We start from the raw sequence: 12,021 nt of genomic DNA on the forward strand, positions 1-12,021 counted from the left end.
GCGGCGGGTTTCCCCGCCGTATCGCGTTTTAGGATCCGTGCTTCAGGCGCTCCGCCACCAGTCGCCGCTGTCATCGGCGACCTCGATGCCGGTCGCGTCGGCCTCGAGCAGCCAATCGCTGACCGGCCGGCCCCTGACGAGAAGTCCTGGGGCGATATCAGCAAGCGGCATCAGGACGAAACCGCGGTCGGTCATACGGGGATGCGGCAACTCCAGCCGCGGCGCCTGCTGGACGACATTGCCATAGGTCAGCACGTCGATATCGAGCGTACGCGGTCCCCATCGCTCGATACGCTCGCGTTTCATCTCGCGCTCGATCGACAGGCAAACATCGAGCAACGCCTCAGGAGGGAGCCGGGTTTCGACCGCAGCGCAGGCATTGAAGAAGAACGATTGGTCCGTTTTACCCCACGGCGGCGTGCGATAGAGCCGCGACACGGCGGTGACACGACAGTCGTCGCGCCCGTCCAGTCTCTGCAGCGCCGTGGCCATCGCCTTTACCGGATCGCCGATATTGCCACCGAGGCCGAGTGTGGCCGACTGCGATGCAGCCTCAGGCAAAATGCTCAACACTCACCTGCACGAAATCGAGCACCCCGGGCACCGGCGCATTGGGCTTGCGCACTGTGATCTTCGCCCGCCGCACCTGCGGGAACGTCTGACAGAGGCCCTTGGCGATATCGAGCGCCAGGGCCTCGATGAGATAGCGTCGCTTGCCGGTGACGATCTCCTCGATCACCGTAAAGGCAATGCCGTAATTGACGGTGTCGTTGATCGAATCGCTTTCCAGCGCCTCGCCCGCGACGACATCGAGCTCGGCATCGACGAAGAAGCGCTGACCGAGGAATTCCTCCTCGTCATGCACGCCGTGGCGCGCGAAGAAGGCGCAGTTCTGCAGCGTGATCGTGTAGGTGGTCATGTCGGCCGCTTCCTCTCGAATTCCTGGCGCGCATTGAGCATAGCATCGGCGATAGCAAGCGCATCCCTGTTGATTGCGACATTGTGCACCCGGAAAACCGCAGCCCCTTGAAGCCTGAGCAGCGCGCTTGATGCGGCCGTCGCTGCATCCCTCTCCGGCGCCTCGCGCCCCGTCACCGCGCCGAGGAAGCGCTTGCGTGACGTGCCGGCAAGCAGCGGCAGACCGAAGCGCGACAGTTCGGAAAACCGCGCCATCAGCTCCAGGTTTTCCTCCGCCGTCTCCTTGGCGAAGCCGAATCCCGGATCGAGCACGATCCGGTCGCTGGTAACTCCGGCCGCGGCGGCGATCGCCAGCGACCGTTCGAGGAAATACGCTTGGTCGGCAATCACATCGGCAAGTTTGACCCTGTCGCGGCCGGTATGCATGATGCAGAGCCCCGCCCCGGTGGCCGCGGCCACATCCGCGATACCTGCATCTTTCTGCAGTCCGAAGACGTCGTTGACAATATGGGCGCCGGCGCCGACCGCCAGCCGCGCCGTCTCGGCACGGTACGTATCGATCGAGATCAGCGCCTCGGTACGACCGCGCAGCGTCTCGATCACGGGCAACACCCGCGCCTGCTCTTCCGAAGGGCTGACCGACGCCGCACCCGGCCGAGTCGATTCGCCACCGATATCGACGATCGCAGCACCGTCGCTGACCGCCTGCAATGCGTGTTCGACGGCGGCATCGAGGGTTTCAAAACGTCCGCCGTCGGAGAAGGAGTCCGGCGTCACATTGATGATCGCCATGATCGCCGAACGACGGCCGAGTTCGATTTCCCGGCCATGGCCGACACGCCAGAAACTGCCTTCGAGCCCTGTCACCAGACTTGTCCTATTGATGACGAAAAAAGCCGCCATCCGATATTGCGCTTACGGTGGCTATGCCCCAAGCTCCTGCCGATTTCAACATGGGTTGCGTTCAGAATGCCGCTTGCAATGCGTTATATGTGCCTTCCTGTCGCCTTTTCCATTGCTCTTTCCCTTAGCAGTCCAGCGGCAGCTGAAGTGATCGCATCGAAAAGTTATTCCTATTTCGACATCCGCGGCAAAACCGCCGATGAGCTAGACCGGGAACTCAGCCGCCGCGGCCCGACGGCGAGCGGTTCGTCGGCACGCCATCCCGGCGCCACCAAGATTCGCTTCGGCGGCGAGGCCACCTATATCCAGGATGACGGCCGATGCCGCGTCGGCAATGTCAAGGTCACGGTTCATACCCAGATCATCCTGCCGCGCTGGAAAAGCCGCAGAGGCGCCAGCAAGGAGCTGTCGATGATATGGGACGCATTGTCGAGTGACATCAAGCGCCACGAGGAGCGTCATGCCGAGATCGCCAGAGATCAGGCCCGCGCCATGGAGCGCGCCATCCGCGCATTGCCGCAGCAGCGCAGTTGCGAGGCCATGCAGGAGCTCGTCTCCAACGAATCAACTCGCGGCATAGAGGAGCACGATCGGCTGCAGGCGCGATTCGATCGGGTTGAGGCGGTCAACTTCCAGAAGCGCATGCTGAGATTGCTGAAAAATCGAATCAACGGTCGAGCCGGCGGAAAATAAGGCTTTTTCGAGCTGGTGACGAGCAGAAAAACTTAGCTGCGCAGCGAAACTTGTGCGAAACTTACGCCTTCCCCAGCGTTTTAATGGTCATTTTTCATCCTGGCAGACTCAACCGGAACGCGTTAATATGAACACATTCGAAAGTTCAGGTACGGCATCTGGACTTTCCTCGCTGGGTTCTCCTGGCGCGTTCCGAAGCCGCGGATGTTCCTCCCTCATCCGTTGGTAATGCGCCCGCCTCGCCTCGCTCGCACCAGCGCGCGAGGCGTCTTTTTTGTGGTTATGATTGGCGGATATTCGCCTCGAAGATCGGACTCCGATTTTCGGGACAATGTGCTGGCAGCGATATCTCAGGCCTGGCGTTCGGGCACGTGCACGACAAGCCCGTCATAGGCCGCCTTCATCCGGATCTGGCAGGAGAGCCGCGAGGTCGGGCGTACGTCGAAGGCGAAGTCGAGCATATCCTCTTCCATCGCTTCCGGCTGGCCGACCTTCTCCGTCCATTCCTCGTCAACATAGACGTGACAGGTGGCGCAGGCGCAAGCACCGCCGCACTCTGCCTCGATGCCGGGCACCGAGTTGCGCACGGCATTCTCCATCACGGTGGAGCCTTGGTCGACGTCGAGGTCGAAGCGCGTACCGTCGAAGGCGACGATGGTAAGTTTGGGCATCAGGACTATTTCCGGTCTTCAAATGGGTGGGCGGAGTTTCTTCCGACAAATCGACGCGTCAGTCAACATTCGGAAATCCGCCCTAACCTCGCAGATCGGGCCTTCGACCGCCGTCTTCAAAGCGTCATCTGGGACGTCGCAAAAAGACCCGTGGTTCCGCAATGAAACAACGGGCTCCGTTCGATCAATGAAAGAAGAGTTGGAGGTCAGCCGCGGCAGAGCTTGAGAATGAAATTCTCGGCGTCGAGGACGGCAGCGCCGAGCGCCGCCATTGCGCCGGCATCGCCGCCGGTTTCCTCGACGACCTCAGCCGTCTGCGAAACGCGGAATGCGCCGACCGAACTCGCCGCACCTTTCAGCCGGTGCGCAGCCGCGCCGACACGCACGGTTTCGCCGCTCGCCATATCCTGGAGGCACGCCCGCGCTTGGCGCGCAAACATCTGAAGGACTTCGATTTCCAGAGACTTGTCGCCCATTGTCTGTTTCGCGAGATGGACGAGATCGATCGGCCGTACCTTCGAGGGACACGGCCCTTGTCCATTATCAGGCGCCTCGAATACGATTTTCAATGCTGCCAGCTGGCCTGCCATTTGCCACGTCTCCCGTCTCACATCGTCCGCACTTGCTACAGTTCTGCGTCAGGAGGGTGGCCATCGCGTTAAATTCCGGCACATCGGGCACCGAAATCTCACCGTATGGTTAACATCCGTTAAACATCCCTAAATTATTGGTTTTTAAGCAGGGCTTCGGATTCAAAGGTGTTAACAACAAGTTAACAAGTCATGAATCGCAAGCCTTCATTAATTGTGTGCTGAGCCCAGATGTGTCACTACGATACTGGTGGAGCGGGTTTATGGTACGCGCCTTTGCCGAGTGAGTGGATAATGGTAGTGTTTTGATACCTTCCGTTTGAAAAAGCGGCTATCTACTCTGAAATGACATGCTTATCCGTCCGCGATTGGGATGGAGAGCCGTAACGGCAAAGTTGTTCCCGGGCAGGCGGAAACCGGGGATGCGCTACCGGGCCGGCCGACAGTAACGAGGCGTAATCGAATGGCGAATAACAAATACAATGAGTCGATCGAGGACAAGGCGTTCAAGGCGTTGGACGAGGCGCTCCAGATCGACTTCGGCAAGGATAACGTGCCGTCTCGCCGCGGCGACGCGCCTCAGGCGCCGGAGGGAAATGTGTCTGATCCATCGAATGCGCGCAATCAGCAGGCCCAGGAAGAAGCGCAGCGCCGCAACCGCCGCGGCGCCGGGGCCGAGCAGGCTTCCCGAGCGCCGGCCTTCGCGCCCGCCAATGATGCCAGCCGCAATACGCCCGCCTCGATCCTAAAATCCTTCGACGGCGCCTCCAGCCGCTCGGCAGTGCGCACCGCTACCTTGTTTTCCGTGCTTTGGGTCATGGCGGGCCTCGGCCTGATGTCGCTGATTTATACGCCGCAGATCTGGCAGATCCGCTCGATCGCCGATCTGGTTGCCCTGCCCGGCGTTATTGCCGGCCTCGTCGGCATCATCATTCCGGTGATGATGTTCTATGCTTTCGCCATCATGATCTCCCGCGCTCAGGACATGCGCAACGCCGCCCGCTCCATGGCAGAGGTGGCATTGCGCCTGGCGGAGCCGGAAACCATTGCCTCCGAACGCATCATGACCGTTGGCCAGGCGGTGCGTCGCGAGGTCTCGGCCATGAACGAAGGCATCGAGCGCACCATCGCGCGCGCTTCCGAGCTGGAAACGCTGGTCCATTCCGAGGTCAACGCGCTGGAACGCTCCTATGCGGACAACGAGTTGCGCGTGCGCGGCCTCGTCCATGAACTCGGTTCGGAGCGGGAGGCGATCGTCAACCATGCCGACCGCATCCGCACCTCGATCGGCAGCGTCCACGACCAGCTGAAGGAAGAACTGTCGCTGGCGACCGAAGAGATCGCCGTGCGGCTCGCCACGTCGGGCGAAGCCTTCGCCTCGCTGATCGACACGCGCGCGGCGACGATCCTGGAAAAATCGGACAGCGCCCTGCAGTCGATGGGCAGCCTGCTCGCCGCCAAGACCGACAGCCTGCTCCAGACCCTCAACGCCTCCGGTTTTGCGCTCGCCACCGAATTCGACAACCGCCTCGAGGCGCTCTCCGTCAACCTCAATGAACACGGCGAAAAACTGCTCAGCCAGTTCGAGACGCGCGCGTCGACCATGGACAGCAGCACCGAGAAGCTGAACGCGGCGCTAAACGAGCGCACGCATCAGCTCAATGAAATCCTGATCGCCCGCACCCGCGAGATCAACGAGAGCCTGACATCGGGCGAACGCACCATCAGCGGCACGCTCGACGACGTGCTCTCGAAGCTGAACAGCGCGCTCGATGAGAAGGGCGCAAGCTTCCGCCAGAGCCTGCAGAGTACCGCCGATGACGCCGTCATGGATCTTGATCTGCGCTCCGGCTTCTTCGAAGAGCGCCTGCAGACGACCGTTGCCCAGCTGTCGACCGCCTTCGATGAGCGTGTTGCCGAATTCACCAGCGCTTTCGACAAGCGCACCGGGTCGCTCGACACCAAGCTGATGGAGAGCCTTGCCCGCATCAACGAAACGCTGACCGGCGGTTCGGATTCGATCGAGGGCATTTTGAGCTCCAGTATCGACCGGCTCGGCTCGTCGATGACCGACCAGTCGCTGGCGCTTGCGACGGCGCTCGCAACCGGCCATGAAGTGCTGGAGAGCACGCTCAATAGCCGCACCGAAGAAATCACCACCGCACTCACCAGCCGCACCGGCGAGCTGACCTCGGCGCTGCAGAGCGCCACCTCGGACATCGCGCTGGCGCTGGCATCCGGTACCTCCGACCTGCACAACAATCTTCAGGCCCGCTCAGCCGAATTCCGCGATACGCTGCGCACGACCACTGCCGACTTGACCGCCGCCGTTGCCGCCGGCACCGAGCAGGTCACGACGGCCTTCGGCGGCCGCGCCGAGGAACTCACCAGCGTATTGACAGCGCGCGCAGCAGAAATCCGGGACGCGGTTGGCACAGCCCATGAGCGTATCGACAGCGTCATGGCGGAGCGCGGCGGAGCGCTGATCGATGCGTTGACAACCCATCACGGCCGCTTCGAGGAAGCGCTGACGACCCGCTCCGACGCCATTATCAACGCGGTTTCCGGCACCCATGACCGTCTTGCGGAAACGCTCGACGAAAAGGCGATGGCGCTCGCCATCTCTTTGAACGAGAGCCAGGCCCGCATTGAGGATACGCTCGAAACCCGCTCCGAGGCGCTGCTTAACGCCGTTTCCGGCACGCATGACCGCCTCTCCGAAACGCTCGACGAAAAGGCAATGGCGCTCGCCATCTCTTTGAACGAGAGCCAGAGCCGCATCGAAGACACGCTGGAGACCCGTTCCGCAGCCTTCCTCAACGCCGTCTCAGGCACGCATGATCGGCTGTCGGAAACATTGGATACCAAGGCTGCGGCCCTGACGACCTCGCTTGACGAGCGCCATGCCCGCATCGAGGACGCGCTCGGAACCCGCGCCGAAGCCTTGTTGAACAGCGTGTCGGGCACGAGCGACCGGCTTGCCGAGACCCTTGATGAAAAGGCGATGGCGCTTGCTATTTCCTTGAACGAGAGCCAGGCCCGCATCGAGGAAACGCTCGAAAATGGTTCCGCAGGCCTGTTGAACGCCGTCTCCGGCACGCATGACCGGTTTGCCGAAACGCTGCAAGGTAAGGCGGCAGCTTTTGCCAACTCGCTGAACGAAACTCAGGCACGCATCGAAGATACGCTCGAAACCCGCTCCGCTGCCCTGCTGAATGCCGTATCCGGCACTCATGAGCGTCTCTCGGAGACCCTCGATGAAAAGGCGATGGCGCTTGCCATCTCGCTGACCGAAGGCCAGGCTCGCATCGAGGACACGCTGCAGACCCGGTCGGCGGCGCTGCTGAATGCCGTTTCAGGCACGCATGACCGCCTGTCGGAAACGCTGGACGAGAAGGCGATGGCGCTCGCAATCTCTCTCAACGAGAATCAGACGCGGATCGAAGACACGCTGGAATCCCGTTCCGAGGCTTTCCTCAAGGCCGTCTCCGGTACGCATGAGCGTATCGCCGCGACCCTCGAGGAGAAGGCTTCGGCACTTACCGCCTCCTTGAACGAAGGCCAGAGCCGTCTGCAGGACACGCTGGAGAGCCGCTCGGAATCCTTCCTCAACGCAGTTTCCGCCACCCATGACCGCCTGTCCGAGACGCTCGACGATCGGGCGATGGCCCTTGCCATTTCGCTGAACGAGAGCCAGAGCCGTCTCGAGGAGACGCTGACATCCGGCGCCGATGCGATCAACAATGCGGTCTCCGGCACACATGAACGCCTGAATGGTGTGCTCGACCAGAAGGCCAGCGCGCTGGCCGCCTCGCTAAGCGAAGGGCAGATCCGCATCGAGGAAGCCCTGGGACACCGCGCAGCCGCGCTCGTCGGTGCCGTAACGGCAAGCCATGATCGGCTCACCGATGCGCTCGACGAAAAGACCATGGCGCTCGCTATTTCGCTCGATGACAACCAGAGCCGATTCGACAGCGCCCTCGAAGCCCGCAGCAATGCAATCATGGAGGCTGTCACCAGCGCCGAGGCCCGCGTCGCCGGCGCCTTTGCCGACAAGACGGACGCCATCCATAACGCCTATGCCGATAATCAGCGGCGGCTTGAATCCGCGCTCTCCGAGCACAGTGCGGTGATTTCGGGGGTTCTCGATGCGGGCGGTGCTCGCTTTGAAGATCTCGTCGGCGGCTTGACCGGCCGCATCGAAGGCCGCCTCAGCGATGCCCATGCGCGGCTCGGGAGCCTGGCCGAGGAGGCCGCGGCGCGCATCGAAGGCGGGCTCGCTTCCGCCCATGAGCGCATCCGCACGACGCTTGAGGATCGCGGCAATGCCATCGAGCTGTCGCTGAGCCAGGCGCATGCGCAGATCAGCGATACGCTCACTGAACAGGCGACCAGCATCGGCACTTCGGTGGCGACGAGCGTCAGCATGCTCGAAATGTCGCTGGAAGACCGTGAAGCCTCGATCCGCCAGGCGATCGATGCCGGCGCCCAGACATTGGAAGATCGCATGCGCGCCGGCGCCGGCCAGATCGCCGGCCGCTTCCAGGAGGCGGCGAACACGATTTCGAGCTCCGCCCAAGACCTTTCCGCCCATCTCGACCAGTCGGTTGAGAACCTTGCGGGACGTCTTGAAGAAACCGGTTCTCGTATGGAGGCCGGCCTTACGGCGATCGAGACCCGCATCCGCGACGGCGTCGGCGGCGTTGCCGAAAAGGTCGAAGCCGCCAGCAGCCAGCTCTCCGGCGTGCTTGCCGACGGCATTTCCCGCCTCGGCGCGCTCGGTGACGACGCCACCCGACGCATCTCGGCGACGCTCGAAGGCAGCGCTTCCAATCTTACACAGGCAATCGACAGCCGCACCGCCAATCTCGCCGAGACGTTGGACAGCCGCACGACCACGCTTGCAGGCGCCATCGAGGGTCGCACGGCAAGTCTCGGCGAAACCCTGGACCGCGGCAACGCACGCATCGAGGAACGCCTCTCCACTATGGATCGCGCGTTGACCGTCGGCCTCGACGCCGTCAACCGCACCATCGAGGGCAAGGCCGCCGGCCTCGCCTCGACGCTGCGCAGCGCGGTGGCCGAAGCAGCCCAGGGAATGGAAGGCGAAGCGACGAGAACGACGGAACTGCTCGGCAAGACCGGCCAGCAGTTCGCCGAGGATCTCAGTGCGAAAAGCGAGGAATTCACCCGCACCATGGATGAACGCTCTTCGCAGATCGTCACGCGGGTTGCCGAAGCTCAGAACCGCCTGGCAACCCAGGCCGCTGCCGTCGCCCAGACCTTCTCGGAAGCCGGCAATGCCATCGTCAACAAGGTCGCCGAGGCAGAGACCGTTGTCGGCACGCAGGTCAATGCCATTTCCAGGGCCCTGTCGGACGCCGGCCAGTCTCTCGAGGCGCGCGGCAATGCCATCCGCACGACGCTGTCGGGGGCCGGCAGCGAGATTTCCGCCACCATGGCGGACGTCGAGCGGGCGCTCGAAGCGCGCAGCAGCGCCATCCGCTCCAATCTCGAGGAGCGCGCCCGCGAGATCGACACCTCTCTCTCCGACGTCGACCGGGCGCTTGAAGCGCGCGGCAACTCGATCCGCTCGACGCTTGAGGAACGCACCCGCGACCTCAATTCGATGCTGTCAGGCCGCTCTGTCGAATTGACCCGCATCCTTGACGAAACCGCCCGCCCGATCATCGATCGCTACACCGATGCCGGCGAGCAGGCGGCTGCCCGCATTACCGCCGCAGCCAATCTCAGCGCCGACCGTCTGCGCGCCGAGAACGAAGCGCTCGCCAGCGCCGTTGCCGCCCGCACCGAGAATGTCGCCAACGCCGTCAGCGCCATCGAGAATAGCCTGGTCGGCAACGTCAACGGCCTGGTTCAGCGCATGTCGGAAAGCAGCGCGGCGATGGCGATGATGATGAACCGCGCCGCCGAACAGTTGACGAGCGTCGACGGGCGTCTCGGCGAAACCACGACCCGCTTTGCCGACTCCGCCACCAAGGCGGCCGAAATGGTCAACGCATCGACCAGGCTTCTCGAAGGCAAGGTCGACCGCCTCTCCGACATCTCTGGCCAGACGCTGGCCCAGGTCGGCAGCATCATCGGCCGCTTCGACGAACATTCCAAGGTTCTGACCCAGGCCTCGCAGCTTCTGGGTGCCGCCCAGTCCAACCTTGCCTCGACGCTCGAGGAGCGTGAAGGCGCGCTGCAGGCCCTATCCGTCAGCCTGGTCCAGCGCTCCGATGAGATCCAAAAGACCATGCGCGGCCTCGGCGACATGATCGAAACCGTGTTCGAGCGGGCCGAGCAACGCTCCAACCAGGTCACCGGCAACCTGCGCCAGGGCGTACAATCTTCCTTCGCCGATATTGGCCGCGTTCTGACGGAGACCGAGAAGCGCGCTCAGGAGGCCGCCGAGACGATGCGCGAGGCGATCACCCGCGCCGGCGATGAGGCCAATACGACGATCGACAGCACCTTCGCCAATGTCGAACGCCGTTCCGGCGATCTCTCCAATCGCATTCGCGGCGGCCTCACCGCCTCCTTGTCGGAAGTCGAGCGCATGCTCGGCGAAGCCGGCCGCGCCTCCGACGGTGCTGCCCAGCACATGCGGGAATCGCTGCGCGAGGCGATTGAAGATGCCGTCGGCCGCTTCTCCGGCGCTACCGAGGACATCCGCCGCTCCGCTGCCGACATCCGCAACGAGCTCGACGCCACCCGCGCCGAACTGAAGCGCGGCGCCTTCGACCTGCCCGAGGAAGCCAAGGAAAGCGCCTCGGCCATGCGCCGCGCCGTCGCCGAACAGATCAAGGCCCTGCAGGATATCTCGCAGCTTGTCGGCCGCTCCAGCCAGCAGCTCGAAATCTCCGAACCCGCCGCCCGCTCGCTTGCCCAGGCGCAGCCGGCTCCGCGCCCGGCTCAGCCGATCGCAGCCCAGCCGCCGCGGCCGGCAGCGCCTGCGCCGATCGAAGCGGCAGGTCTGCGCGGAACGATTACGCCGCCCGCTTCGGCCGCCGCTCCTCAGCGGGCCGCGCAGCAGCCAGCCCCCACTCGCCAGGAATTGGGCCGCCAGGAACCGGCCCGGGAAAGCGGTGGCTGGATTAGCGATCTTCTGCGGGGCGCATCCCGTGAAGAGGCCGCCGACCAAGCGCCTGCCCGTGCTCCCGCCCGCTCGGCGGAAACCGCCGCACCGGCCGCACGCAGCAACGACAGCCGCAATCCGCGCCATGTCGTGGAATCGCTGAATTCTCTCTCCGTCGATATCGCCCGCGCCATCGATCACGATGCCTCGGTCGATCTCTGGCGCCGCTACCAGCGCGGCGAGCGCGACGTCTTCACCCGACGCCTCTACACGCTGAAGGGCCAGCAGACCTTCGACGAGATCAAGCGCAAATACGACCGCGAACCGGAATTCCGCACCGCCGTCGACCGCTATATCGGCGATTTCGAAAAGCTGCTCGCCGACGTCGCCCGAACCGACCCGAACCAGACAGTCACACAGTCCTATCTGACGTCGGATACGGGCAAGGTTTACACCATGCTCGCCCACGCAGCGGGCAGGCTGAGATAGAGTCTGGCCGATATCGTGGAAATGAAGCCGCCTGAACATGTGTCAGGCGGCTTTCACTGATGCCGGGGGTATGATCTTCTCCCCAGCCTGGAACCGCGAACAAGATGACCAAGGCCCTCCTAATTATCGACGTACAGAATGCAATTCTCTCCGGAAAGGCAACGCCGGAGCGCCAGGCCGAGGTCGATTCCGCACTTGATGAGACCGTTGCTCGGCTGGCGTTGCTCAAGGAAAAAGCGCGACAGGCCGGCGTGCCGGTCGTGCTAGTGCAGCATGATGGCGACAGCGGTCATCGATTGGCCGTGGGCACGCCGGGATGGGCGCTGCGCCGGGAGATTGCGCCGCAAAAAGGTGAGATCGTCGTGCGCAAGAAAAGCGCCGACTCCTTCTTCGGGACCGATCTTGCCGACCGCTTGCAAGAACGTTCAATTACACACCTCATAGTCGGCGGCTGCATGTCGCAATTCTGCGTCGACACGACCGTCAGGCGGGCCGTTTCGCTCGGCTATGACGTGACCCTGGTTGCCGACGGCCACACAACCGGTGACACGGCGACCCTCACCTTCTCCGCGATCATCGCTCACCACAATGAAACGCTTGATGGTTTCGATGCCGGCAAGGCGGGTGTGAACGTCCGCTCTGCCGGCGACATTACCTTTTCATAAGGCTCCGGCAA

The 12,021-nt window shown here is 63.1% G+C and carries 8 protein-coding genes; 3 read left to right on the forward strand and 5 right to left on the reverse strand.

What is annotated here, in order from left to right:
- Window positions 1-42 precede the first annotated feature (42 nt).
- Genes folK through folP form a run of 3 tightly spaced genes read right to left on the reverse strand, consistent with a single transcriptional unit; the run spans window position 43 to window position 1,785 of the window.
- Complete coding sequence (gene folK / locus ACQ7C1_RS16110) at window positions 43-561, reverse strand: 2-amino-4-hydroxy-6-hydroxymethyldihydropteridine diphosphokinase (RefSeq protein WP_430959156.1); 519 nt, start codon at window positions 559-561, stop codon at window positions 43-45.
- Window positions 554-919 (reverse strand): dihydroneopterin aldolase, encoded by a 366-nt coding sequence (gene folB, locus ACQ7C1_RS16115; protein WP_008525873.1) that lies wholly within the window; start codon window positions 917-919, stop codon window positions 554-556. Before folB ends, folK begins: the two co-directional genes overlap by 8 nt.
- Window positions 916-1,785, reverse strand: a complete 870-nt coding sequence (gene folP / locus ACQ7C1_RS16120) for a dihydropteroate synthase (protein WP_183700218.1) — start codon at window positions 1,783-1,785, stop codon at window positions 916-918. Before folP ends, folB begins: the two co-directional genes overlap by 4 nt.
- 102 nt (window positions 1,786-1,887) lie before the next feature.
- On the opposite strand from folP, the gene ACQ7C1_RS16125 reads away from it, so the two are divergent.
- Window positions 1,888-2,514 carry a DUF922 domain-containing Zn-dependent protease gene (locus ACQ7C1_RS16125; RefSeq protein ID WP_183700216.1) on the forward strand — a complete coding sequence of 209 codons (627 nt, stop codon included), beginning with the start codon at window positions 1,888-1,890 and terminating at the stop codon, window positions 2,512-2,514.
- Between the two features lie 350 nt (window positions 2,515-2,864).
- Here the strand turns inward: ACQ7C1_RS16125 and ACQ7C1_RS16130 are convergent, their stop codons facing one another.
- Window positions 2,865-3,185: a 2Fe-2S iron-sulfur cluster-binding protein gene (locus tag ACQ7C1_RS16130; protein WP_011425597.1), complete on the reverse strand. Its 321-nt coding sequence runs from the start codon at window positions 3,183-3,185 to the stop codon at window positions 2,865-2,867.
- Between the two features lie 206 nt (window positions 3,186-3,391).
- Window positions 3,392-3,775 carry an Hpt domain-containing protein gene (locus tag ACQ7C1_RS16135; RefSeq protein WP_085778354.1) on the reverse strand — a complete coding sequence of 128 codons (384 nt, stop codon included), beginning with the start codon at window positions 3,773-3,775 and terminating at the stop codon, window positions 3,392-3,394.
- A 463-nt stretch (window positions 3,776-4,238) separates the two neighbouring features.
- Between ACQ7C1_RS16135 and ACQ7C1_RS16140 the strand changes: the two genes are divergently transcribed.
- A complete protein-coding gene (locus tag ACQ7C1_RS16140; RefSeq protein ID WP_430959001.1) occupies window positions 4,239-11,345 on the forward strand; it encodes a hypothetical protein in 7,107 nt (2,368 codons plus the stop codon).
- A 104-nt stretch (window positions 11,346-11,449) separates the two neighbouring features.
- Entirely contained in the window at window positions 11,450-12,010 is a 561-nt protein-coding gene (locus tag ACQ7C1_RS16145) for a cysteine hydrolase family protein (RefSeq protein ID WP_430959002.1), read from the forward strand.
- The last annotated feature ends 11 nt before the right edge of the window (window positions 12,011-12,021 follow it).

This window comes from Rhizobium sp. Nf11,1 (assembly GCF_050587665.1).
In the GTDB taxonomy this organism is placed as follows: Bacteria; Pseudomonadota; Alphaproteobacteria; order Rhizobiales; family Rhizobiaceae; genus Rhizobium.

Excerpts from the sequence above, each read along its gene's own strand:
- folB (WP_008525873.1), bottom strand. The coding sequence starts at position 919 with ATGACCACCTACACGATCACGCTGCAGAACTGCGCCTTCTTCGCGCGC.
- ACQ7C1_RS16125 (WP_183700216.1), top strand. The coding sequence starts at position 1,888 with ATGCCGCTTGCAATGCGTTATATGTGCCTTCCTGTCGCCTTTTCCATT.
- ACQ7C1_RS16130 (WP_011425597.1), bottom strand. The coding sequence starts at position 3,185 with ATGCCCAAACTTACCATCGTCGCCTTCGACGGTACGCGCTTCGACCTC.
- ACQ7C1_RS16135 (WP_085778354.1), bottom strand. The coding sequence starts at position 3,775 with ATGGCAGGCCAGCTGGCAGCATTGAAAATCGTATTCGAGGCGCCTGAT.
- ACQ7C1_RS16140 (WP_430959001.1), top strand. The coding sequence starts at position 4,239 with ATGGCGAATAACAAATACAATGAGTCGATCGAGGACAAGGCGTTCAAG.
- ACQ7C1_RS16145 (WP_430959002.1), top strand. The coding sequence starts at position 11,450 with ATGACCAAGGCCCTCCTAATTATCGACGTACAGAATGCAATTCTCTCC.